The following is a 24,862-nucleotide window of genomic DNA, read 5'->3' as shown; positions in this document are numbered from 1 at the left end:
GTTACTAAGGGCCAAGCTATGTTACGCCCCCGCTCCAACACCCCGATATGGCGGACCAACTCAGCGAGACGGAGGACCTGCCCGCGACGCCCGGCCAGTTCGCGAAGGAGAACCCGGCGGTCTGGGAGGCGTACAGCGACCTCGGCGAGGCCTGTTCGGCGGCGGGGCCGCTGGACGACGAGACGAAGCGCCTCGTGAAACTCGCGCTCGCGGTCGGCGCACAGTCCGAGGGCGCGGTCCACTCACACGTCCGGCGGGGGCTAGACGAGGGCCTCACTCCCGAGGAACTCCAGCACGTCGCCGCGCTGTCGATTCCGACTATCGGCTTCCCGAAGGCGATGGCGGCCAGAAGCTGGATCGCGGACCTGACGGAGTAGCTACTCCAGCAACAGGCGCGTCGGGTCCGAGAGGTACTCCTTCAGCGTGGCGACGAAGCGGGCGCCGTCGGCGCCGTCGATGACCCGGTGGTCGATGGCCAGCGAGAGCGTGAGCGTCGGCTTCGCGACCACCTCGCCGTCCTCGGCTACCGGCCGTTCCTTCAGCGCGCCGACGCCCAGAATCGCCGTCTCGGGGACGTTGATGACCGGGTCGGCGTACTCGCCGCCGATGGCCCCGAAGTTCGTCACGGTGAACGTCCCGCCCTGCATCTCCTCGCGGTCGATGTCGCGGCTCCGCGCCCGGTCGACGAGGTCGTCGACCTCGGTCGCGAGTTCCAGCAGGCCCTTCTCGTCGACGTCCTCGACGACCGGCACCACGAGGCCGTGGTCGGTCGCTGTCGCGACGCCGACGTTCCGGTCGGACTTGAACACGATCTCCTCGTTCGCCTCGTCGAGTTGGCTGGCGAGGATGGGGTGGTCGTCCAGCGCCCTGGCGACGCACTTCAGCAGGAACGGCGTGTAGGTGAGACGGACGCCGCGCTCCTCGGCGAGTGGCTGGAGGCGCTCGCGGGCCGCCACGAGGTCGGGGACGGCCACCTCGTCGTGGTGGGTCGCGTGGGGGACCTCCCGCCGGGAGCGGGTCATCTGCTCGCCGATGGCCCGCCGGACGCCGCGGTACGGTTCCCGCCGGTCGCCCTCGGTCGCGTCGACCCCTGTTGTCTCCTCGGCAGCGGCCTCGTCGGCGATCGACTGCATCTCCGAGACGACCGCCTCGGTCACCTCGCGGACGTCCTCGTCGGTGACCTCGACCGACTCGGCCTCGGCGAACGCGCGGACGGCGGCCTCGTCGACGTACGGTTCGCCGTCGCGCGTCTCGTCGGTCGGCACGGCGTCGATGTCCACGTCGAGTTCGCGGGCCAGTCGCCGGGTCGCGGGCGTCGCCAGCGTCCGGTCGCGCCGTTCGGCCATCGGTTCCGCGGCCGACACCTTCCTGACGGCCGATTTGACCGCCCGTTCGTCTGATTCGCCGCCGTCGCTCTCGTCCGCGTCGACTCGCGACACCACCGAGGTCGGGCCGTCGTCCTCGTCTTCGCCGACTTTCGAGACGACGCTGGTGGGGCCGTCGGCGTCACGCTCGCTCGCCTCGGCCGCGGCCTCGACGTCGGCCTCCGTGACGCGGCCGCCGGGTCCGGACCCCTCGACGGTCGCGAGGTCGACGCCCTCCTCGCGGGCCAGACGGCGGACGCTCGGCGCGGCGAACACCCGTCCGTCCGCGGTCGTGACGTCCGTCTCGGCACCGGCCGCGGCCGTCTCGCCGTCGGTGGTCGCGCCCTCGCTCGCGTCCGTCTCGGCGGCCTCGCTCTCGGCGGCGTCGCCGTCCTCCTCGATGGTGATGAGCACCTCGCCGGTCTGGACTACGTCGCCCACCTCGGCGTGTAGTTCGCGGACGACGCCGTCGACGGGCGAGGGGACGTCGACGGCGGCCTTGTCCGTCTCCACCTCGGCCAGCACCTGGTCCTCGGTGACCGTGTCGCCGACGGCGACGTGCCACGCCAGCACTTCCCCCTCGGCGACGCCCTCGCCGAGGTCCGGGAGTTCGAACTCGAACATGCGCTAAAACTCCGCGGCCTCTCTGATACCGTCTTTGATGCGGGCAGGTTCGGGGAGGTAGTAGTCCTCCAAGGCGTACAGCGGGAAGGGGACGTCGAACCCCGTGATACGGGTGATTGGGGCCTCCTGATACAGGAGCACCTCCTCCTGGATGGTGGCGATAATCTCGCCCGCGAGGCCGCCGGTCTTCGGGGCCTCGTGGACGACGGCCGCCCGTCCTGTCTTCCGGAACGACTCGACGATGGCGTCGGTGTCCATCGGTTTCAGCGTCCGCAGGTCGACCACCTCGACGTCGATGCCCTCCTCCGCGAGGTCCTCGGCCGCTTCCATCGTCGGGCGAGTCATCGCGCCCCACGTGAACACGGAGACGTCCTCGCCCTCGCGGCGGACGTTCGCCTCGCCCAGCTCGACGGTGTAGGACTCGTCGGGCACCTCCTCGCGGAACGACCGGTAGATGAGTTTCGGTTCGAGGAAGACGACGGGGTCGGGGTCCCGAATCGAGGCGGCGAGCAGGCCCTTCGTGTCTCGCGGCGTCGACGGGACGACCACCTTCAGGCCGGGTTCGTGCGTGTAGAACGCCTCCTTGGACTCGGAGTGGTGTTCCGGGGCGCGGATGCCGCCGCCGTAGGGCGCCCGTATCGTCATCGGGCAGGTGTACCGGCCCCTGCTTCGGGTGCGCAGGCGGGCGGCGTGGCTCACTATCTGGTCGAAGGCGGGGTACATGAACCCGGAGAACTGAATCTCGGGGACCGGGCGCATCCCGTAGGCCGCCATCCCGACGGCGGTGCCGACGATGCCCGACTCCGCGAGCGGCGTGTCGACGACGCGGTCCTCGCCGAACTCCTCGTAGAGGCCCTGCGTCGCCCGGAAGACGCCGCCGTTCTTCCCGACGTCTTCGCCCATGACGACGACGTCGTCGTCCCGGTCCATCTCGCCGAAGAGACCGTCTCTGACCGCCTGTACCAGCGTGAGACTCTGTGCGCTCATTCCAGTAGCACCTCGTCGCCGTGTCGCTCCCGCAACGCCTGCAGATAGTCGAGTTGCTGTTCCAGTCGTTTCGGCATCTCCGCGTACACGTGCGCGAACATCTCCTCGGGGGTAGGTCGCTCCGTCGACTCGGCGGCGTCGATGGCGTCGGCCACCTCCTCCTTGATGGACTCGTCGATAGCCGCGACCCGTTCGTCGTCCAGTAGCCCGCGGTCACGGAGGAACGTCTCCATCCGTGGGATGGGGTCTTTCTGCTTCCAGCGCTCAACCTCGTCGTCGTCCCGGTACACCGACGGGTCGTCGGCGGTGGTGTGGGCGCCGAACCGGTACTGGACCGCCTCTATCATCGTCGGGCGGCGCTCGCCGTCGCCCGGGTCCCGGGCCTTCGCGACGGCCTCGCTGGTCGCCTGATACACCGCCAGCGGGTCCATCCCGTCGACCTGTACGCCGTCGAAGCCGTAGGCGTTCGCCTTCTGGGCCAGCGTCTCGCTGGCGGTCTGTCGCTCTCGGGGGACCGAGATAGCCCACTGGTTGTTGTTACAGAAGAACACCGCGGGCACGTCGAAGACGCCGGCGAAGTTCAGTCCCTCGTGGAAGTCGCCCTCGCTCGTGGCGCCGTCGCCGAAGTACGTGAGGAACACCGTCTGTTCGCCCTCGAGTTTCGAGGCCCACGCGGCGCCCGTGGCGTGGGGAATCTGGGTGGCGATGGGTACCGCGAGCGAGAACACCTGTACGTCCTCGGGCGGTTCGTTCCCCCACTCGTTGCCCATCCAGTACAGGAGGTCCTCCGAGAGGTCCCAGCCCCGGACGTACAGCGCGAGGTGTTCGCGGTAACTGGGGAACGTCCAGTCGCCGTCGTCGAGCGCCATCGCGCTCCCGACCTGTGAGGCCTCCTGTCCGGACATCGGCGGATAGGTTCCCATCCGACCCTGCCGCTGGAGACTCACCGCCCGCTGGTCGAAGTGCCGCCCCAGTTTGACGTTGCGGTACATCTCGACGAGCGTGTCGTCGGACAGGTCCGGCACCGTCGCGCCGTCGACGACCTGCCCGTCCTCGTCGAGTACCTGTACTCTGTCCGTGGGGTCGCGCTGGAGGACACTCAGAGAGACCACCTGCCCTGGTGTGACATGTGATAAACCTTGACCCGCGACGGGCTTAGCGTTTGTGTGGTGTTATATTCGCGGGCGAAACATTACCACTGGGTATTGCCTTCGTAGGCTGTAACGGTTCGGTGGGTCACAATCGGGAGGCGTCCTACGCGTTCCGCGCTCGCTCGCGGGCGTCGGCCACGTCCTCGCCGCGCCTGACCGCCTCGACGAACAGTTCGCCGGCCCGGTAGGAGGACCGCACCATCGGCCCCGACGCGCAGTAGAGGAACCCCAGTTCCTCCTCGGCGACCCGCCGCCACGTCTCGAAGGCGTCGGGGTGGACGTACTCCGAGACCTCCAGATGCGAGCGCGAGGGCTGGAGGTACTGACCCAGCGTCACCACGTCGACGCCGACCTGTCGCAGGTCCGAGAGCGTCTGGTACACCTCGTGGGCGTACTCGCCGACGCCGAGCATGATGCTGGTCTTGGTGTAGACGTCGCTCTCCCGACTCGCTTGCCGCAGGACCGACAGCGACTGCTCGTAGCCCGCCCGGCGGTCGCGGACCGGCCACTGGAGGCGGTCGACCGTCTCGACGTTGTGAGCCAACACGTCCGGTTCGGCGTCGATAATCTGCCGGACGAGGTGCTCCTCGCCGCGGAAGTCCGGAATCAGGCACTCGACGAGGACGTCCGAGTCCCGCCGTCGTATCGCCCGAATCGTCTCGGCGAAGTGGCTCGCGCCCTGGTCTGGCAGGTCGTCCCGGTCGACGCTCGTCAGGACGACGTAGTCCAGTCCGATGTCGGCGACGGCGTCGGCCACCCGCTCGGGTTCGTCGGGGTCTAACGCCTCCATCCCCCCGGTCTCGACGTCACAGAAGTTACAGCCCCGGGAACAGCGGTCGCCCATCAACATGAACGTCGCCGTCCCCGGGCCGTTCCGGCCGCTCCAGCACTCCCCGAGGTTCGGACAGTTGGCCTCCTCGCAGACCGTGTTGAGGTTCCGGTCCCGGAGGCTCTGTTTGATGTCGGTGAACCGCTCGCCCGACGGTGGCCGCATCTTCAGCCAGTCGGGCTTGCGCGCACGACTCATTGTCCGACAGTTGGGGACTCCGCTCAAAAGAGGTTGCGCTCTGTGCGGACGTCGTCACTCCAGACTCGTCAGGTCCTCGCCGCCACACTCCGGGCACTGGAACCAGTACGACCCGGGGTCGGCGTCGGACTGGAACTCGTTGCCACACTCTTCGCACCGGTAGGACGGTTTCTCGTCGGCGATTCCCACTTTCTGCTTGACGGTTTGGAGTACGGACATAGTATCCAGTCGACGTATAACAGCGTGAGATTGTTATAACCCGGTCGGGCGCTTCAACCTCTGAAACGTCCGATATCGGCAGCTCGAGCCGTTCCGGGCGTGTCGGGAACGAATCCGCCCGCTAGCCACCGTGAACGCCGGGAACTGTCTCTCGCCGGGCCGTTTCAGACCACGAAACTCCGCGACGGAACCGCTCGATGGCGTCGGTATTCCTCCGGCGTATCTCTCCCCGCGCTCGGCGCTCTCACTCCGAGTCGTCGGGCGTCGCCTCGTCGTGGTCGACGTCCGCCACCTGGTCGACCGTCTCCCGTCGGAGTTGCAGGTCCACTTCGAACCCCCCGCCGACCAGTTCGAAACACACCCGCTCCAGCGTCGTCTCGTACACCTTGTAGTGGTTCCCGTCGTCGTCGACCCGGTCGGCCTCCCGCAGGAGGTCGTACTCCTGACAGACGTTCACCCGGCGGTAGACCGTCGGTTCGGAGGCGTCCAGTCCCTCGGCGAGGTCCGGCACCGAGACGGGGTCGACGTTGGCGACGGCGAGGATGCGGCGCACGTCCTCGCTCCCCAGCACCTCGAAGATGGTCTCTGGCTCCCAGTCCTTGCTCACAGCCACTCCCCACGGAGCCAGCCACATAAAATCGATGTCACGACCGCCCGATTCGGTCCGAAAAAGCCCGCTCTCAGCGGCTCGCCGCGGGGGCCCGCCGCCACGTCTCGCTCTCGTCGAGGTACGATTCGAAGTCGGTGGTCTCGACGCCGTAGGTCGATTCGAGCGCCGCGACGTCGACGTCGTAGCCCACGTCGTTGAACCACTGGAACATGTCGGCCATCTCGTCGCCGGCCGTCTCGCGGTACGCTTCGAGGTCGGCGTGGACCGGTTCCACGTCGTACCCGAGGTGGTCGCCGAAGGCCGCGGCGAACTCCTCGAGGGTCAGTTCGTCACCACTCAGCGTAATCGTCTCGCCGGCGAACTGGTCGGGGTGTTCGAGGGCCCGGACGACGGTCTGGCCGATGTCGTGAGCGTCCACGACGGCCAGCGAGACACCCTCGTCGAGGGGCATCACGAGTCGGCCGTCCTCGATGTCCTCGCGCATCATGTAGTCGAAGTTCTGCATGAAGAACACCGGGCGGACGACGGTCGCCGGGAGGCCGAGGTCGGCGATGCGCTGTTCGACGGCGTACTTCGACTCGAAGTGTTCGAGGCCGGTGTCCGCGTCGGCGCTCCCGACCGAACTGTAGACGAAGTGTTCGACGCCCGCGTCGGCGGCCGCTTCGGCGACGGTGATGCCCTGCTGGCTCTCCACTTCGGGGCCGTCCTCGAAGAACGTGGTGACACAGTAGACGGCGTCTACCCCGTCGACGAGTTCGACCATCCGGTCGGCGTCGGTCATCTCGCCCTCGACGACGGTGACCCCGCGCGATTCGAGTTCGCGGGCCGCGTCGCTCGACGCGTCGCGGGTCAGGCCGTGAATCTCCCAGTCTTCACCGCTGGCGAGGAGGTGGTCGACGACTGCGCCGCCCTGAGTGCCGGTCGCGCCTGTGACGAGAATAGTTTTCATAACGTATGGATATACGACGGAGATATACATAAAGCCGTATGTAGCCGTGCTACCTCGGTTCACGACCGTCCCCGACGGCGAGCGTTCGTCGGCCGTCGCCGCCATGGAAACGCCTTTGGCGTCCCGGACCCGCCTCTGTGACGTGTCACGCCGAGCCGAGAGTGAGCCGACAGTGGCGGTCGACGAGGTGGTGCCCGACTTCGCCGACGCCTTCCCCTTCGAGCGGTTCAACGAGATGCAGTCGACGGCCCTGCCCGCCCTGCTGAACCGCGAGGACAACGTCGTCGTCAGCGCGCCGACCGCCAGCGGGAAGACGGCGCTCGCGGAACTGGCCATCTGCAAGACGCTCGCCGAGGGCGGAACCGCGCTCTTTCTGGCCCCGCTCCGCGCGCTCACCAACGAGAAAGAGAGCGAGTGGGAGCGCTTCGAGGAGATGGGCTACTCGGTGTACGTCGTCACCGGCGAACGGGACCTGAGTCCGCGCCGTGCCGAACGCGCCGACATCCTCGTGATGACTCCCGAGAAAGCCGACTCGGCGACCCGCAAACACGACACGGCCCGCTACTCCTTCATCACGGACGTGGACTGCTGTGTCATCGACGAGGTCCACCTGCTGGACTCCGAGCGCCGCGGCGCGGTGCTGGAGGTCACCGTCTCGCGGCTTCGACGCCTCTGTGGCCCGCGCGTGGTCGCGCTGTCGGCGACGATGCCCAACATCGACGACGTGGCCGACTGGCTGGACGCCCCCGAGGAGACCACCTTCGCCTTCGGCGACGACTACCGGCCGGTACCGCTGAACGCCGACGTGAAGACCTACTCCCACGGCGAGAACGCCTTCGCCGACAAGTACCGGCGGCTCTACCGCGCGCTGGACCTGGCCGAACCGCACATCCGCGACGAGGGGCAGGCGCTCGTCTTCGTCTCCTCGCGACAGGACACGGTACAGGCGGCGAAGAAGGCCCGCGACGAACTCACCGAGCGCGACATCCCGATGGGCGCGCGCGGGGACTACGACTTCCACACCGACGCCGCCGACCTGCAGAACGACACGCTCCGGCAGTCGGTGCTGGACGGCGTCGGCTTCCACCACGCCGGCCTCGCACGCGAGGACAAGAACCGCGTCGAGCAGTGGTTCAAGGAGGGGAAGATTCAGCTCCTCTTCTCGACGTCGACGCTGGCGTGGGGTGTGAACCTCCCCGCCCGGTGTGTCGTCATCCGCGATACGAAGCTCCACGACCCGCTGGAGGGCGAGGTGGACATGAGCCCGCTCGACGTCCTCCAGATGCTCGGCCGGGCTGGCCGGCCGGGCTACGACGACATGGGGTACGCGTGGGTCGTCTGTGACCGCTCGGACGCCGACAAGTACCGGCGTCTCCTGCGGGACGGCAAGGAGATAGAGTCCCGGCTGGCGGCGGAACTGGACGCCCACCTCAACGCCGAAATCGCGCTGGGGACGATTCGGGACGTCGACGACGTGATGGACTGGCTGGAGACGACGTTCTACTACGCCCGGGCGCAGTCGGCCCCCGACGAGTACGACGCAGGCAGTGACCTCCGGGAACGGGTGAGCAACACGCTCTCGGAACTGGTCGCCGACGGCTTCGTCGAACAGGACGGCCTGCGCGTCGAGTCGACTCGACTCGGCCAACTCGCCTCGAAGTTCTACCTCCGACTGGACACGGCCCGCCGGTTCGCCGACCTCGCGGAGCGCTGTGAGGCCGCCGCCGAAGACGGCGACGCGGACGCTATCGACGCCGACGACCTCCTGACGACCGTCGCGGGCGCCACCGAGTTCGACAGCGTCAGCGCCCGGTCCGACGAACAGGACGCGGTCCACGCCGTCGTCGGTGACGGCGCGCCCGACCACCTCGACTCGGGCCAGCGGAAGGTGCTGGCCATCCTCCGGTCGGGCATGACCGGGACGACGCCGACGGAACTCAAGAGCGACGCGTGGGTCATCCGGCAGAACGCGCTCCGACTGCTCGCCGCACTCCGAGAGTTCCTCGACAACCTCGCGCCCGCCCGCTTCGCCAACCTCGCCTGCCGCGTCGAAGCCCGGGTCGAACACGGCATCAGCGCCGACGCGGTGGGCCTGACCGCCATCGACGGCGTCGGGTCCGGGCGCGCGAAGAAACTCGCCGCCGCCGGCCTCTCGACGCCGTCCGACGTCGTTCGGGCGGGCGCCTCGGCCCTCGTCTCGGCCGGGCTATCGGAGGGCGTCGCCGACCAGGTCGCCTCTAACGCGCGCGACCTCCCCGTGGTCGTCGTCGACTGGGGCGAGTTCCCCGATACTGTCGCGCCCGGCGACCACGAGATGTGCGAGGTGACGGTGGCGAACAACGCCGGCGGCGCCCGCGCGGGCCTGCGCGTGACGGTCAACGGCCGCGAGATGACCGCGAAACCGGCGTATCTCGGACAGACGAATCTGCCGGTCGCTGTCTTCGGGGCCGACGCCGACGAACTGGAGTACACCGTCGAGGTGTCGTACCCCAACCTCCCGCTCCCGCCGGTGACGTCCTCGCGAACGGTCGACGTCCGCTAACCCGGCGGGCGAACGCCGACAGCGAACGGACGGCGCAGAAGACTTCGTAAAACTTCTAAAGCCCTCTAAAAACGTCTGCCTGCTTCCGAAAACGACGATGAAACGGCGTGAAACCGGACAGGAAGCGTGTAACCTCGCGAACTGTCCGTAAGCATCTGGCGTTTATATGGGGGTATGGGTCGTGCAGTAGCGTGAGGAGGAAACGAATGTCCAGTGTCTCGCCCTTCCAGTCCCCGACCGAAGCACTCCCCGAGAAGAGTGTCGACTTTCGAACGCTCGCCTTCCGACCCGTCCAGTTCCTCGCGTTCTGGACCGCAGTTCTGGCACCGCTGGCGTACCCGGCACTCCTGCTGAGCGGTCTCGACGGACAGACACTGCTCGTCCTCCTCACCGGCGTGTTCCTCGCGAACGTCCTCGGCCTCGTCCTCGGCCGTGACTACCGCGCGGACGCCTGACTCCCCCCACGCTCCACCGCATCGGCCGGTCCCCGCTCTCTCCTCGCTGGCTCACTCGCCGAGCAACAGCGTCCGCAAGTCGTCGGCGTCGTCGGCCAGGTGGTGGACCATCGAGAGGTCCGTCGCGTCGCCGTCGCCGCGAAAGCCCACGGTGGTCATGCCCGCGCGCACGGCCGCCCGTGCGCCTGCGGTGGAGTCCTCGACGGCCCAGCACTCCCCCGGGTCGACGCCCAGTTCCGCCGCCCCGCGCTCGTAGATACCCGGTTCCGGCTTGCCGGGGCCGTCGACGTCCTGTGCGCTCACCGCCGCGTCGAAGTGCGAGAGCAGGTCGAACCGCTCGTCGATGACGTCTATCCAGTCCCACGGAGCCGAGGTGGTGAGCGCGAGGCCGACGCCAGCCGCGCCGAGGTCGGCGAGCAGGTCGTGGGCCCCCGAGAGCAGCGTCGCGTGGTCCCGGTAGATCCGTTCGCCGGCTTCCTCGAACAGGCGCTCGTACTCCTCGCGAGAGACCTCGATGTCGTACTCCGCGGCGATGTCCGGGTACACTTCGGTGTAGTCGCGGCCCGTGATGGCCGACAGCGGGATGTCGTCGTTCGGTGCGACGGTCGGGAGGATGTGGTCGCGCTGGACGCTCACCCAGTGGTCCTCGGACATGACGAGGACGCCGTCCATGTCGAAGCAGATGGCGGTCGGTGCGTCGCTCATTGTCCACCCTCAATCGCCCGAGGGGTTTGCCTGTTGCGGCCGCCTCACGTACAGCGGACGCTCTCCTCGTAGCTCGTCTCGGTGACGACGCGTATCTCCAGTTCCATCCGGCCCTGGTCACACCAGCTGAACCCGTAGGACCGTATCTGCTCGCCGCTCGGGGCCACGAGGGTGAACACTCTCGTGTCCGGAGCGAGGCCGGTGAACGAACCCTGCCGTCGCTCCCCGGCCGCGACGGTCAGTTCCCGCCGGTCGACGCCCTCGCCCAGCGGTCGGAGTCCGACCGCCCCGTCGATGGCGTCGCTGGGAAGTTCCCCGAGGTCCGTCGCCTCGACGGTCCGGGTGGAGCCGTCCGCATAGGTGAACTCGAACCCGGTCACGCCGTCCGGTGTCGCCGCCAGTACGACGTCGTGCGGGCCGGCGTCGACGTTCTCGACGGTGTAGGCGATGTCGTCGGGCGTCGGCGTCTCGCTGTCCGTGCCCGTACACCCCGCCAGTGCGGCGGTCCCGACCGCGGTCAACATCGCCCGACGTGACAGGTCCATGCCTCACCCACCGGTGCCCGGGACAAAACCCTTGTTCCGGCCGAGCATTCATATACCGAGACGGAACCATCCCGGTCTATGCACGACGGAACGCGCGTGATGGCCGGCGAGTGTACGACTGTCTTCGAGGGGTCCCGCGAGCGCGAACAGCGCGGCGACGTACTGGTGGTGGTCAAGCCCGACAACACCGTCCTCGTCCACGACGCCGCCGGCTACCAGCCGGTGGCGTGGCTCACCCGGGCGGAGAGCGTCGCCGTCGAGGACGGCGTCGTGACCGCACGCGACGGCGAGGAACTGCTCCGCGTGGTCGCCCACGAGGAACACGGCAGCGCCCGGTTCCCGGCCTCCCACGCCGGCGTCCCGGTGGCCGACTGCCCGGACTGTGCCGGGACGCTCGTCCGCGCCCGCGGGAGCGTCACCTGCACCGACTGTGCGGCGGCGTACGGCCTGCCATCGAACGCCACCGTCACCGGCGGCCGCTGTGACGACTGTGGCCTCCCGACGATGCGCGTCGAACGCGGCGAGGCCTTCGAACTCTGTCTCGACCGTGACTGCCAGTCGCTGGACGACCGGGTGACCGCCGCGTTCGACCGCGCGTGGGACTGTCCGGACTGCGACGGTGACCTGCGAATCATCCGCCGCGGTGGGTTGCTGGCCGGGTGTGAACACTACCCCGACTGCGACACCGGCTTCTCCGTGCCGTCCGGTGTCGTCGTCGACGAGTGCTCGTGTGGTCTCCCGGTGTTCGAGACGGCCGGCGGCCGGCGGTGTCTCGACAGCACCTGTGAGCAGGAACTAGTCGGTACGCCCTGACTGGAATCCTACGAGGACCGGTGAAACAGAGCCGGAGTGGCCGGGGCTTTCGAGGCGTTCACGGTGGCGGTCCTCGCACGAGCGTTCCCGACCGACTGCCAGCCGTGACCCGCAGGGGATTTGTCCGCGCACGAACCACGCACAGACATGGACCTCACACTCGACGGCGACGTCGTCCGGGCCGGGGGCCGCGCCCGGGAGCGGTTCTACGACTCGCGCGGCTACGGCCGCGCACGGAACGGGGACCTCGACCTCGCGCCGGTGGAGGCGGCCCACCTCCTCTATCGGGGGGACGTCGAGGCCGTCGACGGGATGGCCTTCCGCGAACTGCTGGGGTCGTCGGCCGTCTCGATGGTCGACTTCCTCGTCTACAAGGACCTCCGGGACAGGGGCTTCTACCTCACGCCCGCCCGCGAGGACTGGGTCGAGGACCCTGACGGCGTGGACTTCGTCGTCTACCCCCGCGGGCAGGGACCGTGGGACGACGAGGTCGCCTACCGGGTACGCGTCGTCGGTGAACGGGACGACGTGCCGGCGTCGTCGCTCGGCGACTGCGTGCTGGCCGTCGTCGACGAGGAGAGCGAGATTACGTACCTCGAGACGGCCACTCGCGAGGTGGGCGGCACCAGCGACGCGAGCGTCACGGCGGTCGACGGCGAACTGCTCACGGAGCGTGTCGTGTGCTGGGACCCGCCGAGCGACGTGTACGAGCAGGCGTTCTACGGCCAGCGACTCGACGACGACGCGGTGCAGTTGTCGCTGGTCGAGGCCGCGTACCTCGCTCGGACGGGTGACCTGCGAGTCGAGGGCGGGCCCGACGCCGTCGCCGAACGCGGCCGCGAGGTGGAGGGCGAGCGGTTCGACCGCCGACTGACCGTCTACGCGGCCCTGCGGGACGCGGGCGTCGTCCCGAAGACCGGGTTCAAGTTCGGCGCGGACTTCCGGACCTACGCCGACGTCGAGAGCGTCGAGAACCTCGGCCACTCGGAACTGCTCGTGCGGGCGTTGCCGGCCGCCCACCGGTTCGAACCGCGGGACCTCGCGCTGGACGTCCGACTGGCCCACGGCGTCCGGAAGACGATGGTGTTCGCGCTGGTCGGCGACGGCGTCGAGTGGGTCGAAGTACAGCGTCTCACGCCCTGAGTGGCGGGCGACCGCCCGACCGACGGCGACCCGAAGCGAACCCTTTTTGCGCCGACCGGAGCCAACGATGACGTACGCAGTCATCCGACCATGACCGACAGCGACTCCCACCACGACGACGCATCGCCCGACGAGGACCGCCGCCAGTCGGGAGACTCGTGGCGGGAGTCCGACCTGCGGACGGATGGAGGGGCGGACGCCGCCGGTGCCGACGAGGTCAAACTCGACCCGTGGGGCTCTTCGACCATCGCGGACTACCGGAAACTGTTCGAGCAGTTCGGTATCGAGGAGTTCGACGCCGTCCTCCCGGACGTGCCGAACCCCCACTACCTGATGCGCCGGGGCGTCATCTTCGGCCATCGTGACTACGACCCCGTCGCCGAGGCCATGCGCGAGGGCGAGGAGTTCGCCGCCCTCTCGGGGTTCATGCCGACCGGCGACCCCCACATCGGCCACAAGATGGTGTTCGACGAGATAATCTGGCACCAACAGCAGGGCGCCGACGCCTACGGCCTCATCGCCGACCTCGAGGCCCACGCCGCCCGCGGCCTGACGTGGGCGGAGATAGACGAGCACGCCCGCAGTTACGTCCTCTCGCTGCTCGCACTGGGCTTCGACCCCGAAGAGGGCGAACTGTACCGCCAGTCCGAGAACCGCGAACTGCAGGACCTCGCCTTCGAACTCGGCGCCGAGGCCAACGCCTCCGAGTTGCAGGCCATCTACGACTTCGACGGCGAGACGAACATCTCCTACATGCAGTCGGTCGTCACGCAGATGGCCGACATCCTCTACCCGCAACTGGACGAGCCGAAACCGACCGTGATTCCGGTCGGCCCGGACCAGGACCCGCACATGCGACTGGCCCGTGACCTCGCGGCGCGGATGCGCTACTTCGGCGTGACCGAGGCGTTCGCGAGTTTCGAGGCCCAACCCGAGGAACGGCCACTGCTCCGGCAGGCCTACGACGCCCGCGCCGAGTACGCCGAGGACGCCGAGACGCCACGCTGTGGCGAGGCCGCGGACTGGCTCCGAGACAACGAACCGGCCTCGACCGACGTCCGCGAATCGACCGTCGAGAAACTCGCGAACGCCGGGAAAGAGCCGCTCCGGCCGCGGACGCGAATCTTCGACCGCCGGGCGACCGAGGAGGCGTTCGAGGCGCTCATCGAGGCCGTCGACGGCGAGAAACGGGTGTACGACGAACACGTCGACGCCTTCGACCTCTCGCAGTCCGAGGCCGAGGAGTTGGCCCGCGAGGTGGAACTGGACAACGGCGGCTACGGGTTCCTGCCGCCCTCCTCCGTCTACCACCGGTTCATGACCGGCCTCACCGGCGGGAAGATGTCCTCCTCGGTGCCGGCCTCGCACATCTCCCTGCTGGACGACCCGGAGGACGGCTACGACAAGGTGAAGTCGGCGACGACCGGCGGCCGCGCGACGGCCGAGGAACAGCGAGAGAAGGGTGGGAAGGCCGACGAGTGTCCGGTGTACGAACTGTACGCCTACCTGCTGTCGGGCGACGACGACGAGTTCGCGACCGAGGTGTACGAGGAGTGCGTCGGCGGCGAACGCCTCTGTGGCGGGTGTAAGGAACAGGCCGCCGAACTGATGGCGGAGTTCCTCGAAGACCACCAGGAGAAGCGCGCCGAGTGGGAGGAGAAACTCGACGAGCTGGACATCGACCTCGACTCGGACCGAAAACGGTCGTGAACGGTCGGTAAGTCGATACAAACCGTCCGGGCGGCGGCGCGACCCGCTCGACGGCGGCTTTCGTTCGGCTTACAACCGCGGTAAGGCTCACTTCCGCGTGTGCGACGGCGTGAACGATACTCCGCCGTTTTACTGTCGGTGTTCTAACTTTTGGGTGCCATGCACCGACGGGACTACCTCCAGTACACCGGTGCGACGCTCGGTGGTACCGCCCTCGCCAGCGGTGTCGCGTCCGAGGCAGCGGCCATCCCGCTCCCACTCGACGACCTCCCGGACGGACCGACGGCCGTCGCGTGGGGCGACGCCGACGACGACGGGCGCGACGAGGTCGCCGTCGCCCTCCGGACCGACGACGGGCCGCGGTTCTGGGTCCTCGACGACGAGGACGCGGAGTTCGAGGTGCTGTTCTCCGGCAGCGACGAGTGGGGCGACGGCGCCTTCGCGACGGCGCTGGCCTTCGGCGATTACGACGACGACGGGGCCGACGAACTCGCGGTCGGTCGGCGGGCCGGCGGCAACGCTCGCTTCTTCGTCTACGACGACGCCGACGAGGACTTCGACCGACTCCTCGCGGCGGGTCGAAACTGGGGGCGCGACGCCGACACGACGGCGCTGGCGGCCGGTGACTTCGACGACGACGGCGTGGACGAACTCGCCGTGGGACGCTCGGCCAGAACCAACGCCCGCTTCTTCGTCGTCGACGTCGAGGACGAGGACGTACTGCTCCGCGGCGGCCGCAACTGGGGCCGGGGCATCGCCACCTCGGCGCTGGCGGCCGGGGACGTGGACGACGACGGGGTCGACGAACTCGCAGTCGGTCGGCGGGCCGGCGGGAACGCCCGCTTCTTCGTCCACGACGACGCCGACGAGGACTTCGACGTGCTGTTCCGCGGCGGCCGCGAGTGGGGGTCGGACGCCTACCCGACCGACCTCGCGTTCGGCGACGTGGACGACGACGGCTTCGAGGAACTGGGCGTCACCCGGCGAGCGAGGTCCAACGCCCGCTTCTTCGTCTTCGAGGACGCCGAGGTCGACTTCGAACGGGTCCTCGCGGCGGGCCGCAACTGGGGCCGGAACGCCTACGCCACCGGCATCGACTTCGGCGACGTGGACGACGACGGCTACGACGAACTCGTGGTCACCCGACGGGCCGAGTCGAACGCCCGCTACTTCGTCCACGAGGACGAGGACGCGGAGTTCGAGTTGCTGTTCACCGACGGCGACGACTGGAACGCGGACGGGTACGCTATCGACGCGGCCCTCGGCGACATGGACGGCGACGACTTCGCCGAACTCGCCGTCGCTCGTACCGGACAGGGACCACGCGCCATCCTCCGAGAGGACGAGGGCGCCGACTTCGAGTTCCGCGGGTTCTTCCTGTTCCCGGTGTGAGCCGGCGGGACAACGTTTTTACTGGCGCGTTCCCACGGAATCGGTATGGCACCCGAATCCCACCGTGCCGGCGCCGCTCGACAGCCAGTTCGCCGTCCGGGGTTCGGTTTCTTCTTCGCTTCCGGCCGGTAGTGGACTCGGGCGGCGCCGAGAGGCGGCGACCCGACGAAACCGCTGGCGGGAAGTGAGAACCGTTAACTGAGCGACCCGCGCTATTTCCCGACAACGACCGAGACACCCGTATGAAACGACCACAGGCACAGGTGGCCGTCCTGCAGGCCGCCGACGCACAGGAGGACAGACGAATCGACGGGGTGGCCGAGGAGGCCGACCTCGTACCCGAGGCGGCGACGCGGGCCGCCTTCGAACTGGAGGCCGACGGTCTGGTGACCGTCACCGAGGCGACCCTCGAACACTACGACCTGACCGAGGAGGGCGAGCGCTACGTCCGCGAGAGCCTCCCCGAACAGGACCTCTACGAGGCCGCCATAGACGCCGGCGCCGACGAGGAATCGGTGCAGATGGGGCAGGTCATCGGCGCGTCCGGACTGGAGGGCGGTGCCGTCGACATCGCGCTCTCGAACTTCGCCCGGAAGGGGTACGGCCGGATAGACAGCGGCGAGATAACCGCCGATCCCGACGCCGCACCCGGACGAGACCCGGAGATGCACGCGCTGGAAGCCGTCGCCGACGGCCGCGCCGAGGACGCCGACGCCGACGCGCTCGACCAACTGGAACGCCGTGGCCTACTGGAAATCAGCGAGCAGACTGTCCGCTCGGTCCGCCTCACCGACGACGGCGTCACCGCGCTGATGGAGGGCGTCGAGGCCGCCGAGACGGTCGACCAACTCACGCCGGAACTGCTCACCAGCGGCGAGTGGAAAGACGTCGAGTTCACCGAGTACAACGTCGAAGCGGACGCCGAGGACGTTCCCCACGGCAAGGAACACATCCTCCGACAGACCGCTAACCGCGTGAAGGACACGTTGGTCGGTATGGGCTTTCGGGAGATGGAGGGTCCCCACGTCGACGCCCAGTTCTGGATCAACGACTGCCTGTTCATGCCACAGGACCACCCCGCCAGAACCCACTGGGACCAGTTCGCGCTGGAGCGACCGGACGAAATCGCGCACCTGCCCGAGGACCTCGTCGAACGGGTTCGCTCGGCCCACAAGAACGGCGTCGGCCCCGACGGCGAGGGGTACCACTCGCCGTGGGAGGAGGAGGTCGCCCGCGGTCTGGACCTCCGCGGCCACACCACCTCGCTGTCGATGCGCTACCTCTCGGGCCACGAAATCGGCGAACTGGAACCCCCCGAACGGTTCTTCAGCGTCGAGAAGGTGTACCGCAACGACACGCTGGACCCGACCCACCTGCTGGAGTTCTTCCAGATAGAGGGCTGGGTGATGGCGGAGGACCTCTCCGTGCGGGACCTGATGGGGACGTTCACGGAGTTCTACGAGCAGTTCGGCATCACCGACCTGGAGTTCAAGCCGCACTACAACCCCTACACCGAACCGAGCTTCGAACTGTTCGGCACCCACCCCGAGACCGGCGACGTCGTCGAGGTCGGCAACTCGGGCATCTTCCGCGACGAGGTACTCTCCCCGCTGGGCGTCGACTGCGACGTGATGGCGTGGGGGCTCTCGCTCGAACGACTACTCATGCTCATGTACGGCTTCGAGGACATCCGCGACGTGCACGGGACGCTCTGTGACCTGGAACTGCTGCGGGAGACGGAGGTGATGCGGTAATGCCCGTCGTCGACGTCGACCCCGACGAACTGCGCCATCTCACCGGCCACGACGAGAAGGACGACGAGGAACTCAAGTCCGACCTGTTCGACCTCGGACTGGAGTTCGAAGGCTGGACCGAGGACGACGAGTTCCAACTGGAGTTCGCGCCCGACCGCCTCGACCGCCTCTCCGTCGAGGGCGTCGCCCGGTCGCTGCGCTACCACTACGGCGACGACCGTGGCGTCTACGTCCCGACGACGAACAGCGCCGAGTGGACCATCGAAGTCGAGGACCAACCCGAGGAGCGCCCCTACGTCACCGGCGCCGTCGTCCGCGGCCTCGACATGAGCGAGGACGCGCTGGAGTCCCTGATTCAAGTACAGGAGAAACTCCACGCCACGATGGGCCGCAAGCGCGCGAAGGGCGCCATCGGCGTCCACGACCTGACGATGCTGAAAGGCGAGGCCGCCTCGGACGGCACCGGCAAGTCCATCACCTACACGAGCGCCGACCCCGACGAGGCGACGTTCGTGCCGCTGGACGCCGACCGGGAGATGACGCCCAACGAGGTGATGGCGGAGCACGAGACCGGTCAGACCTACGGTGACCTCGTGGCCGACTTCGACCGCGTGCCGGCCATCTACGACGCCATCGGCCTGTTCTCGTTCCCGCCGGTCATCAACGGCCGCCGGACCGAGGTCTCCGAGGACTCCCGGGACCTCTTCATCGAGATGACCGGGACCGACCAGTGGACCATCGACCGGATGTGCAACATCGTCTGCTACGCGCTGGAAGCCCGTGGTGGCAAAGTCGAACGCGTCGAGGTCCAGTACGCCGACGACGCGCCCGGCGAGTACGCCGGCCGGACGCTGGAGCGCCCGGACTTCGAGGTGCGGACGAAGACGGTCACGCTCGACCGCATCGAGTCCATCCTCGGCGTCGACCTCGACCCGCGCGACGTCGTCGACTACGCCGAGCGTGCCGGCCTCGACGCCACCGAGACGCGGAGCGAGGACGGCGTCTCGTTCGAGGTCGAGATTCCGCCCTACCGCGTCGACGTCATCCACCCGCTGGACGTCGTCGACGACATCGGGCGGGCGCTCGGGTTCAACAGCCTCGAACCGACCTACCCGGACGTCTCGACGGTCGGCGGCCGCCACGAGCGGTCCCGGCTGGAGGACGCCGCCCGCGACACCCTCGTCGGCCTCGGCTTCGAGGACCTGCTGAACTTCCACATGACCAACGAGGCGGAGAACTTCGACCGAATGAACGTGGCTCCCGACGACGACTGCGTGGGCGCGGCCGAACCGGTCACCATCCAAGAGCCCTACAGCGAGGACTACACCATCCTCCGCACGTGGGCACTCCCGTCGCTCATGATGGTGCTGGAGAACAACACCCACCGGCGCTACCCGCAGGACCTCGCGGAAATCGGTCTCGCAGCGTGGCTGGACGACACCGAGAACACGGGCGCCGCCGAACACCGCACCGTGGCCGGCGCCCTCGCCCGGACCGACGCCTCCTACGAGGACGCGAAGGCCCGCCTGCAAGCCATCGCCGAAGCGTTCGACGAGGACCTCCGGACGCCGGCGACGACGCACCCCTCGTTCATCGACGGCCGGGCGGCCGAGGTGGTACTGGACGGCGAATCGGTCGGTGTCGTCGGCGAGATTCACCCGAGTGTGCTCGTCGAACACGACCTCGAACTCCCCGTGGCGGCCTTCGAGTTCCGACTGGACGCGCTCGAGTAGGCCGCTAACCGGTTGTCGCTTCTCTTACCGGTCGCTCGGGTACACGTACTCGACGTCGCTCGGCCGTTCGTCGGCGTCTCCGTCCGTCTCGACGACGATGGTCGAAGAGAGCCTGTTGAACAGACGCAGTCCCTCCTTCTCGTAGGCGAGCCAGCCGATGACGATGTCGAGCGGCAGCAGGAAGGCCTTGCCGAAGCTCTCGATGGCGGCGGTGCCGTAGTCGATTGGGTCGCCGCGTTCGTCGGTGACCGCGACGTTCAGCACCATCTTGCCGGCGGACTGTCCCTGATACCCTTCGAGTGCCGTCCAGTACAGGAAGAGGGCGAGTCCGTTCAACCCCGCGAACGGCGTCGTCAGCGAGAGACTGCCGGTCAGGACTGCGAAGACGCCCGCGACTTCACCGAGGCTGGTGAGGACGGAACCGACCAGTAGTACGTCGACGAGCCACGCCAGAAACCGGTCGTCCCAGGTGGCGATGTGGAGCGTGCGAGGGGTGTCCGTCATGCCCCGTCTTCTCCGACCCGCTACTTCAGGGTTCGCTACAAGTCGGCACCGACGGCATCTTCGACGCTGTCGAAACCGTCCGCCTCTAACAGTTCGAGCAGGCCCCGGTTGATGTCTCGGGCGGTCGACGGGCCGTTGTAGACGAGGCCGGTGTACAACTGGACGAGGGAGGCACCGGCACGAATCTTCCGGTAGGCCCCCTCGGCGCTGGAGACGCCGCCGACGCCGACCACCGGCACGTCCACACGGTCCGCGACGAAGCGGACCATCCGGGTCGACTGTCCTTCGATGGGCTTGCCGGAGAGGCCGCCCTGCTCGCTGGCGTTCGGCGAGCGGAGGCTGGTCGGCCGCTCCGTCGAGGTGTTGGTCGCCACGACGCCGTCGAGGTCCAGTTCCGTCACGAGGTCGAGCGTGTCCTCGACGGCCGGTTCGGGGAGGTCGGGCGAGAGCTTCACGAGCAGCGGTGACGCACCGGCGTCTCGCAGTTCGGAGAAGATGGCTGTCATCGCGTCTCGGTTCTGCAGTTCCTCGAAGCCCTGTGAGTTCGGACAGGAGACGTTGACGACGAAGAAGTCCCCACCCTCGGCGACCCGTTCGTAGGTGTATCGGTAGTCCGCCGGCGCGCCGTCGGTGTCGACGTGCTCGCTCTTGGCGATGTTGACGCCCACCGGGACCGGTGCGTCTGTCGACGCGAGGCGTTCGCCGACGACGTCCGCGCCGTCGTTGTTCAGCCCCATGCGGTTGACGATGCCCTCGTCCTCGCGGAGCCTGAACATCCGCGGCCGGGCGTTGCCGGTCTGTGGTTCGGCGGTGACGCCGCCGACCTCGACGAACCCGAAGCCCAGTGACGCGAGCACCGACGGGATGGTCGCGTTCTTGTCGAACCCCGCGGCGACGCCGACGGGATTGTCGAACGTCTGGCCGAAGGCGTCGACCGTCAACCGTTCGTCCGAGACGGTGTACTGCCGTGCCATCACGTCGGCGAGTGGCGTTCCCTGTACGGCTTCGAGGAGCGTGTGGACGCCGTTGTTAGCTGTCTCTGCTGGCAGTGAGAACAGTGCCGGTTTCGCGATATCGTAGAGTCTCATGAGCGTTCTCGAACCCCTTCTCGGTGGCGCCGTGGCACCGACGGTGGGCCGTTAGAAATCGTGTTCGACCTCTTCGGGGTCGGCCTTCTGGATGATAATCTTGTTGTCCCGCACCCGCACGAACACTTCGTCGCCGATCTCCATCCCGGCGACGGCGAGTTCGTCTTCGTGGATGTTGATATGTACGTTGTGGTACTCGCCGTCCTCGTCCTTGGCGCCACTCGGGCTGAGCTTCTTTTTTCGCACCATCGCGCTATCCTATTCCGTGCATCGCCGTAGGATACACTTAAGTCTACCGTGCCGCAGGTCGGCAGACGGCGGGTGGTCGGGGTGCGCGCGCGCCGTCACGGCCGCTTTTCGGCCCGATTTCGACGTGTATTCCGGTCGATATCTGTCGGAGCCTCTCCTAGTATATAAACATACCCCGGGACGGAAGCCGGATTGGGGGGTATATTTATAATGTGCCATGTGCTGAATTGACATGGAGCGGTGAAAACCATGGCACGCGACAGTGACAAGCGCAACTTTGCGCTCCGTGAGGATGGTGACGAATCGAGCGTCTTCTCAGGCGGGACTCCCCGACAGGCTGCGTTGAAGGCAGCCCGACGGCTCGACCCAGCCGATAGCGAAGACGACGCCAACCGACAGGAGATACGACTCCGGGAGAAAGGGACTCACAAGGTCCATATCTACGAGGCATGGGCGTGGGTCGAAGAGGCTCCCGACGACAAACCCGACTGGATGCCGGGCGACATCACCAAGGGGAACGTCTCGAAACAGGGTGTCGAACACCTCGACGACATCTGAGTCGTCGACCAGCGCGGGATTTTTCGTGACCGATTCGTCCCCAGTCACGACTCTCTCCAGAGTCTGCGGGTGCGCTCCGTGCCACTCGCCGGTGTTCTACCACTCGCTTCCGAGTTTCCACGTATGTGCCTCTCTCACTCGTGTAACCGCCTGACGTAGCGCTCCCGGTCCGACGAGGTTAAGTGTGGTACTCCCATCGACTTCGATGTGAACTCGGTACGGGGCGACGCGCCCCGGTCAGGCCGACTCCCGACTCCGTCACTTAAGTACGACAGCAGGTTCGGATGTGAGGCGGTGCGAACTCACGTCGTGCGGTTCGGCGCGTCCGGACTCCGACGCACTTAAGTGATAGACGGCGTTCGGAACGAACGCGAACGAGGCCTGGCCGGGGCCGACGAAACCCGGCCGAACTGGACCGCGGCGAGGTCACTCGCCATCGTAACTCGAAGCCTTTAAGATGGCTTCGAGATAACATACAGGTCCGGAGAAATGAGGATTCCACCCCTGCGGTCCGCCGTCAAGATGGGATCTGATGTTAGCCCTGATAGTTCGGTGACACCCGGTCGATGGGTGTCCTCGAACACCCTTCGATAGCGACCACACCCTTACGGGTGTGATCCCGCCTAACCCTCCCGGCCTCGCGCCGGGATACATTCCGGTTGATCCTGCCGGAGGCCATTGCTATCGGAGTCCGATTTAGCCATGCTAGTCGCGCGGGTTCAGGCCCGCGGCGTATAGCTCAGTAACACGTGGCCAAACTACCCTATGGACAGGAACAACCTCGGGAAACTGAGGCTAATCCCTGATACAGCTCTCACGCTGGAGTGCCGAGAGCTGGAAACGCCCCGGCGCCATAGGATGTGGCTGCGGCCGATTAGGTAGATGGTGGGGTAACGGCCCACCATGCCCATAATCGGTACGGGTTGTGAGAGCAAGAGCCCGGAGACGGTATCTGAGACAAGATACCGGGCCCTACGGGGCGCAGCAGGCGCGAAACCTTTACACTGCACGACAGTGCGATAAGGGGACTCCGAGTGCGAGGGCATATAGTCCTCGCTTTTCTGTACCGTAGGGAGGTACAGGAACAAGTGCTGGGCAAGACCGGTGCCAGCCGCCGCGGTAATACCGGCAGCACGAGTGATGGCCGATATTATTGGGCCTAAAGCGTCCGTAGCCGGCCGTGCAAGTCCGTTGGGAAATCGACGCGCTCAACGCGTCGGCGTCCAGCGGAAACTGTTCGGCTTGGGGCCGGAAGACCTGGGGGGTACGTCCGGGGTAGGAGTGAAATCCTGTAATCCTGGACGGACCACCAATGGCGAAAGCACCTCAGGAAGACGGACCCGACGGTGAGGGACGAAAGCTAGGGTCTCGAACCGGATTAGATACCCGGGTAGTCCTAGCTGTAAACGATGCTCGCTAGGTGTGCCACAGGCTACGAGCCTGTGCTGCGCCCTAGGGAAGCCGAGAAGCGAGCCGCCTGGGAAGTACGTCTGCAAGGATGAAACTTAAAGGAATTGGCGGGGGAGCACCACAACCGGAGGAGCCTGCGGTTTAATTGGACTCAACGCCGGACATCTCACCGGTCCCGACAACAGTAACGACGGTCAGTTTGACGAACTTACCCGAGCTGTTGAGAGGAGGTGCATGGCCGCCGTCAGCTCGTACCGTGAGGCGTCCTGTTAAGTCAGGCAACGAGCGAGACCCGCACTTCTAGTTGCCAGCAATACCCTCGAGGTAGTTGGGTACACTAGGAGGACTGCCGCTGCTAAAGCGGAGGAAGGAACGGGCAACGGTAGGTCAGTATGCCCCGAATGGACCGGGCAACACGCGGGCTACAATGGCTACGACAGTGGGATGCCACGCCGAGAGGCGGAGCTAATCTCCAAACGTAGTCGTAGTTCGGATTGCGGGCTGAAACTCGCCCGCATGAAGCTGGATTCGGTAGTAATCGCGTGTCAGAAGCGCGCGGTGAATACGTCCCTGCTCCTTGCACACACCGCCCGTCAAAGCACCCGAGTGGGGTCCGGATGAGGCCAGGAAACCCTGGTCGAATCTGGGCTCCGCAAGGGGGCTTAAGTCGTAACAAGGTAGCCGTAGAGGAATCTGTGGCTGGATCACCTCCTACTGATCGGGATTGGGGCGCTGCCCCAACCCACCTACGGTGTTCGAGAACACTCGTCGACCGGGCACCTATGAACTATCAGGGCTAACACCTGCGGATCTGTCGGGCCCATAGCTCAGCGGCAGAGCGCCGCCTTTGCAAGGCGGAGGCCCTGGGTTCAAATCCCAGTGGGTCCATGTCACGTGCCAGCCCCGAACCGTGCCCCTTAAGTGTGGGACGGCGATGGGTTATGGTACGAAGACCGGTGCACTATTCCGGGTAAAACCGAGGATAGGAAGGGTCGATTCGCCCACCATCTACCACCTTGGGGGCGAGGATGAAACCGTGTGTACGTGCGATCCAGGCGTCCACTGGACTCGTTCAGTGTAACGAGTCACAACGACGTTGGCTACTATGCCAGCTGGTGGATAGCTCGGCTCGAGAGCTGAAGAAGGACGTGCCAAGCTGCGAAAAGCCTAGGGGAGCCGCACGGAGGCGAAGAACCTAGGATGTCCGAATGAGAATCTCCTCAGCAATTGCTTCGCGCAATGAGGAACCCCGAGAACTGAAACATCTCAGTATCGGGAGGAAAAGAAAACGCAACGTGATGTCGTCAGTAACCGCGAGTGAACGCGATAC

General features: G+C 67.0%; 22 protein-coding genes, 1 tRNA gene and 2 rRNA genes. 13 read left to right on the top strand and 12 right to left on the bottom strand.

Going from position 1 to position 24,862, the window contains the following annotated elements; genetic code table 11:
- The first annotated feature begins 47 nt into the window (after positions 1-47).
- Positions 48-377 carry a carboxymuconolactone decarboxylase family protein gene (locus EGH21_RS04735; protein ID WP_220617341.1) on the top strand — a complete coding sequence of 110 codons (330 nt, stop codon included), beginning with the start codon at positions 48-50 and terminating at the stop codon, positions 375-377.
- Here EGH21_RS04735 and EGH21_RS04730 read toward each other — a convergent pair whose 3' ends face one another.
- The 7 genes from EGH21_RS04730 to EGH21_RS04700 form a co-directional block, all read right to left on the bottom strand.
- The gene (locus EGH21_RS04730; RefSeq protein ID WP_220617340.1) at positions 378-1,988 is read right to left on the bottom strand and encodes a 2-oxo acid dehydrogenase subunit E2; all 1,611 of its coding nucleotides are present in this window, start codon (positions 1,986-1,988) and stop codon (positions 378-380) included.
- A 3-nt stretch (positions 1,989-1,991) separates the two neighbouring features.
- A complete protein-coding gene (locus tag EGH21_RS04725; protein WP_220617339.1) occupies positions 1,992-2,975 on the bottom strand; it encodes an alpha-ketoacid dehydrogenase subunit beta in 984 nt (327 codons plus the stop codon).
- Positions 2,972-4,078, bottom strand: coding sequence for a pyruvate dehydrogenase (acetyl-transferring) E1 component subunit alpha (gene pdhA, locus EGH21_RS04720; protein WP_220617990.1), 1,107 nt, complete (start codon positions 4,076-4,078; stop codon positions 2,972-2,974). The genes EGH21_RS04725 and pdhA overlap by 4 nt, the downstream gene beginning before the upstream one ends.
- Before the next feature lie 151 nt (positions 4,079-4,229).
- Positions 4,230-5,153 (bottom strand): lipoyl synthase, encoded by a 924-nt coding sequence (lipA, locus tag EGH21_RS04715; RefSeq protein ID WP_220617338.1) that lies wholly within the window; start codon positions 5,151-5,153, stop codon positions 4,230-4,232.
- A 54-nt stretch (positions 5,154-5,207) separates the two neighbouring features.
- Positions 5,208-5,372, bottom strand: coding sequence for an FmdB family zinc ribbon protein (locus EGH21_RS04710; protein WP_220617337.1), 165 nt, complete (start codon positions 5,370-5,372; stop codon positions 5,208-5,210).
- Between the two features lie 244 nt (positions 5,373-5,616).
- Positions 5,617-5,979 (bottom strand): winged helix-turn-helix domain-containing protein, encoded by a 363-nt coding sequence (locus EGH21_RS04705; RefSeq protein WP_220617336.1) that lies wholly within the window; start codon positions 5,977-5,979, stop codon positions 5,617-5,619.
- Between the two features lie 73 nt (positions 5,980-6,052).
- Positions 6,053-6,931 carry an NmrA/HSCARG family protein gene (locus tag EGH21_RS04700; RefSeq protein ID WP_220617335.1) on the bottom strand — a complete coding sequence of 293 codons (879 nt, stop codon included), beginning with the start codon at positions 6,929-6,931 and terminating at the stop codon, positions 6,053-6,055.
- 172 nt (positions 6,932-7,103) lie between these two features.
- Here EGH21_RS04700 and EGH21_RS04695 point away from each other — a divergent pair, with 172 nt between their 5' ends.
- Together EGH21_RS04695 and EGH21_RS04690 are read left to right on the top strand one after the other, a co-directional pair.
- On the top strand, positions 7,104-9,473 hold the full coding sequence (locus EGH21_RS04695) for a DEAD/DEAH box helicase (RefSeq protein ID WP_220617989.1): 2,370 nt from the start codon (positions 7,104-7,106) through the stop codon (positions 9,471-9,473).
- 107 nt (positions 9,474-9,580) lie between these two features.
- The gene (locus EGH21_RS04690; protein ID WP_483867049.1) at positions 9,581-9,928 is read left to right on the top strand and encodes a DUF8028 family protein; all 348 of its coding nucleotides are present in this window, start codon (positions 9,581-9,583) and stop codon (positions 9,926-9,928) included.
- A 51-nt stretch (positions 9,929-9,979) separates the two neighbouring features.
- Here the strand turns inward: EGH21_RS04690 and EGH21_RS04685 are convergent, their stop codons facing one another.
- The gene (locus EGH21_RS04685) at positions 9,980-10,633 is read right to left on the bottom strand and encodes an HAD family hydrolase (RefSeq protein ID WP_220617333.1); all 654 of its coding nucleotides are present in this window, start codon (positions 10,631-10,633) and stop codon (positions 9,980-9,982) included.
- Positions 10,634-10,677: 44 nt separating this feature from the next.
- Entirely contained in the window at positions 10,678-11,178 is a 501-nt protein-coding gene (locus EGH21_RS04680) for a hypothetical protein (RefSeq protein ID WP_220617332.1), read from the bottom strand.
- 78 nt (positions 11,179-11,256) lie between these two features.
- Here EGH21_RS04680 and EGH21_RS04675 point away from each other — a divergent pair, with 78 nt between their 5' ends.
- The 6 genes from EGH21_RS04675 to pheT all read left to right on the top strand — a co-directional run bounded on the left by EGH21_RS04675 (position 11,257) and on the right by pheT (position 19,723).
- Positions 11,257-11,991 (top strand): PDDEXK family nuclease, encoded by a 735-nt coding sequence (locus tag EGH21_RS04675; protein WP_220617331.1) that lies wholly within the window; start codon positions 11,257-11,259, stop codon positions 11,989-11,991.
- A gap of 147 nt (positions 11,992-12,138) precedes the next feature.
- Positions 12,139-13,134: a tRNA-intron lyase gene (gene endA, locus EGH21_RS04670; RefSeq protein ID WP_220617330.1), complete on the top strand. Its 996-nt coding sequence runs from the start codon at positions 12,139-12,141 to the stop codon at positions 13,132-13,134.
- 90 nt (positions 13,135-13,224) lie between these two features.
- Complete coding sequence (locus tag EGH21_RS04665) at positions 13,225-14,844, top strand: tryptophan--tRNA ligase (RefSeq protein ID WP_220617329.1); 1,620 nt, start codon at positions 13,225-13,227, stop codon at positions 14,842-14,844.
- A gap of 159 nt (positions 14,845-15,003) precedes the next feature.
- On the top strand, positions 15,004-16,236 hold the full coding sequence (locus tag EGH21_RS04660; RefSeq protein ID WP_220617328.1) for a hypothetical protein: 1,233 nt from the start codon (positions 15,004-15,006) through the stop codon (positions 16,234-16,236).
- A 242-nt stretch (positions 16,237-16,478) separates the two neighbouring features.
- Positions 16,479-17,990, top strand: a complete 1,512-nt coding sequence (gene pheS, locus EGH21_RS04655; RefSeq protein ID WP_220617327.1) for a phenylalanine--tRNA ligase subunit alpha — start codon at positions 16,479-16,481, stop codon at positions 17,988-17,990.
- On the top strand, positions 17,990-19,723 hold the full coding sequence (pheT, locus tag EGH21_RS04650) for a phenylalanine--tRNA ligase subunit beta (protein ID WP_220617326.1): 1,734 nt from the start codon (positions 17,990-17,992) through the stop codon (positions 19,721-19,723). The genes pheS and pheT overlap by 1 nt, the downstream gene beginning before the upstream one ends.
- A gap of 24 nt (positions 19,724-19,747) precedes the next feature.
- On the opposite strand, the gene EGH21_RS04645 is transcribed toward pheT, so the two are convergent.
- The 3 genes from EGH21_RS04645 to EGH21_RS04635 are packed head-to-tail and all read right to left on the bottom strand — an operon-like array spanning position 19,748 to position 21,564.
- Positions 19,748-20,227 carry an RDD family protein gene (locus tag EGH21_RS04645; protein ID WP_220617325.1) on the bottom strand — a complete coding sequence of 160 codons (480 nt, stop codon included), beginning with the start codon at positions 20,225-20,227 and terminating at the stop codon, positions 19,748-19,750.
- 35 nt (positions 20,228-20,262) lie between these two features.
- Complete coding sequence (locus EGH21_RS04640; protein WP_220617324.1) at positions 20,263-21,315, bottom strand: quinone-dependent dihydroorotate dehydrogenase; 1,053 nt, start codon at positions 21,313-21,315, stop codon at positions 20,263-20,265.
- Between the two features lie 51 nt (positions 21,316-21,366).
- Complete coding sequence (locus EGH21_RS04635; protein ID WP_004516407.1) at positions 21,367-21,564, bottom strand: hypothetical protein; 198 nt, start codon at positions 21,562-21,564, stop codon at positions 21,367-21,369.
- Positions 21,565-21,813: 249 nt separating this feature from the next.
- On the opposite strand from EGH21_RS04635, the gene EGH21_RS04630 reads away from it, so the two are divergent.
- The 4 genes from EGH21_RS04630 to EGH21_RS04615 form a co-directional block, all read left to right on the top strand.
- On the top strand, positions 21,814-22,122 hold the full coding sequence (locus tag EGH21_RS04630) for a non-histone chromosomal MC1 family protein (RefSeq protein ID WP_220617323.1): 309 nt from the start codon (positions 21,814-21,816) through the stop codon (positions 22,120-22,122).
- Between the two features lie 652 nt (positions 22,123-22,774).
- Positions 22,775-24,245, top strand: a 16S ribosomal RNA gene (locus tag EGH21_RS04625).
- Positions 24,246-24,348: 103 nt separating this feature from the next.
- Positions 24,349-24,420: transfer RNA gene (locus EGH21_RS04620), tRNA-Ala, on the top strand.
- A gap of 203 nt (positions 24,421-24,623) precedes the next feature.
- Positions 24,624-24,862, top strand: a 23S ribosomal RNA gene (locus tag EGH21_RS04615); the annotation flags it as partial.

Origin of the sequence: Haloarcula rubra (assembly GCF_019599465.1) — an archaeon.
GTDB classification, from domain to species: domain Archaea; phylum Halobacteriota; class Halobacteria; order Halobacteriales; family Haloarculaceae; genus Haloarcula; species Haloarcula rubra.
The sequence above is the reverse complement of the archived record's forward strand: the minus strand, read 5'-3'. Positions and strand labels throughout refer to the sequence as shown.

Excerpts from the sequence above, each read along its gene's own strand:
- EGH21_RS04735 (WP_220617341.1), top strand. The coding sequence starts at position 48 with ATGGCGGACCAACTCAGCGAGACGGAGGACCTGCCCGCGACGCCCGGC.
- EGH21_RS04730 (WP_220617340.1), bottom strand. The coding sequence starts at position 1,988 with ATGTTCGAGTTCGAACTCCCGGACCTCGGCGAGGGCGTCGCCGAGGGG.
- EGH21_RS04725 (WP_220617339.1), bottom strand. The coding sequence starts at position 2,975 with ATGAGCGCACAGAGTCTCACGCTGGTACAGGCGGTCAGAGACGGTCTC.
- lipA (WP_220617338.1), bottom strand. The coding sequence starts at position 5,153 with ATGAGTCGTGCGCGCAAGCCCGACTGGCTGAAGATGCGGCCACCGTCG.
- EGH21_RS04710 (WP_220617337.1), bottom strand. The coding sequence starts at position 5,372 with ATGTCCGTACTCCAAACCGTCAAGCAGAAAGTGGGAATCGCCGACGAG.
- EGH21_RS04700 (WP_220617335.1), bottom strand. The coding sequence starts at position 6,931 with ATGAAAACTATTCTCGTCACAGGCGCGACCGGCACTCAGGGCGGCGCA.
- EGH21_RS04685 (WP_220617333.1), bottom strand. The coding sequence starts at position 10,633 with ATGAGCGACGCACCGACCGCCATCTGCTTCGACATGGACGGCGTCCTC.
- EGH21_RS04680 (WP_220617332.1), bottom strand. The coding sequence starts at position 11,178 with ATGGACCTGTCACGTCGGGCGATGTTGACCGCGGTCGGGACCGCCGCA.
- EGH21_RS04675 (WP_220617331.1), top strand. The coding sequence starts at position 11,257 with ATGCACGACGGAACGCGCGTGATGGCCGGCGAGTGTACGACTGTCTTC.
- endA (WP_220617330.1), top strand. The coding sequence starts at position 12,139 with ATGGACCTCACACTCGACGGCGACGTCGTCCGGGCCGGGGGCCGCGCC.
- EGH21_RS04665 (WP_220617329.1), top strand. The coding sequence starts at position 13,225 with ATGACCGACAGCGACTCCCACCACGACGACGCATCGCCCGACGAGGAC.
- EGH21_RS04660 (WP_220617328.1), top strand. The coding sequence starts at position 15,004 with ATGCACCGACGGGACTACCTCCAGTACACCGGTGCGACGCTCGGTGGT.
- pheS (WP_220617327.1), top strand. The coding sequence starts at position 16,479 with ATGAAACGACCACAGGCACAGGTGGCCGTCCTGCAGGCCGCCGACGCA.
- pheT (WP_220617326.1), top strand. The coding sequence starts at position 17,990 with ATGCCCGTCGTCGACGTCGACCCCGACGAACTGCGCCATCTCACCGGC.
- EGH21_RS04645 (WP_220617325.1), bottom strand. The coding sequence starts at position 20,227 with ATGACGGACACCCCTCGCACGCTCCACATCGCCACCTGGGACGACCGG.
- EGH21_RS04640 (WP_220617324.1), bottom strand. The coding sequence starts at position 21,315 with ATGAGACTCTACGATATCGCGAAACCGGCACTGTTCTCACTGCCAGCA.
- EGH21_RS04635 (WP_004516407.1), bottom strand. The coding sequence starts at position 21,564 with ATGGTGCGAAAAAAGAAGCTCAGCCCGAGTGGCGCCAAGGACGAGGAC.
- EGH21_RS04630 (WP_220617323.1), top strand. The coding sequence starts at position 21,814 with ATGGCACGCGACAGTGACAAGCGCAACTTTGCGCTCCGTGAGGATGGT.